This window comes from Burkholderia sp. JPY481 (genome assembly GCF_038900515.1).
In the GTDB taxonomy this organism is placed as follows: domain Bacteria; phylum Pseudomonadota; class Gammaproteobacteria; order Burkholderiales; family Burkholderiaceae; genus Paraburkholderia; species Paraburkholderia youngii.
This window is the reverse complement of record NZ_JAYMRT010000115.1, coordinates 1-697: the sequence shown is the minus strand read 5'-3', so window position 1 is coordinate 697 and position 697 is coordinate 1. Positions and strand designations below refer to the sequence as shown.

At 64.0% G+C, this 697-nt stretch carries 2 protein-coding genes; both read right to left on the bottom strand.

Annotated features, from left to right (window positions below; all coding sequences use genetic code 11):
* Positions 1 to 36: 36 nt before the first annotated feature.
* The gene (gene tnpB, locus VSR82_RS39895; RefSeq protein WP_498858916.1) at positions 37 to 375 is read right to left on the bottom strand and encodes an IS66 family insertion sequence element accessory protein TnpB; all 339 of its coding nucleotides are present in this window, start codon (positions 373 to 375) and stop codon (positions 37 to 39) included.
* A partial coding sequence (locus tag VSR82_RS39890) for a transposase (protein ID WP_498858915.1) occupies positions 372 to 697 on the bottom strand: 326 nt, incomplete at its 5' end. The genes VSR82_RS39890 and tnpB, both read right to left, overlap by 4 nt.

Here is a 697-nt window from a genome sequence, read left to right as displayed (position 1 = left end):
AGCGCGAAAGCGCGACCGTATACGTCCCGAACGTCCTCAAACGACACGGATCACGCCGTCCGCGCCGATGCGCTGCCATGGCAAACCCACCACCAGACCGGCAAGTTGTTCCTGCGTGAGCGCATGCCGCTTTGGTTCGCTACCCGCGCGCGGCCATGCGAACTGCCCCTGATTCAGCCGTCGCGCTGCCAGCCAGATGCCAATCCCATCGTGAACCAGCACCTTCAGGCGGTTGGCCCGCCGGTTGGCAAACAGGTAAGCATGGTGCGGATGCGCAGCGCCGAACACGGTGATCACCCGACCCAGTGCCGTATCTAAGCCGGCCCGCATATCCAGCGGGTCAACTGCCAGCCACACCTGATCGATGCGGATCATGCAAGCCACTCGCGCAGCCAGGCAGCGCACTGCGCTGCCTCTGAGGTTGGCCAGCTAACCGTTATCGATTGGTCCGCGCGACGCACCTCGACGCGAATCTCAGATGTCCGCGTGTTTCGCGTCTCAAGTGGCAGCGGTACAAATTCCGGTGCTGGCGCCGCTGCCAATGGCGCTGCCAGGTCGCTACGCGCCACCAGCACGCAATCGTTCGTTTCGGCCTGCTCGACCCAACGTCGAAGCAGATTGGCGTTCAGTTTGTGGTGCAACGCGATCGCCGCGAGCGACACCCCGGGCCCCTGGCAAGCTGCCACAACCTGAGCCT

Bases quoted from the DNA above. Each gene is read 5' to 3' on its own strand.
- tnpB (WP_498858916.1), bottom strand. From the start codon at position 375: ATGATCCGCATCGATCAGGTGTGGCTGGCAGTTGACCCGCTGGATATG.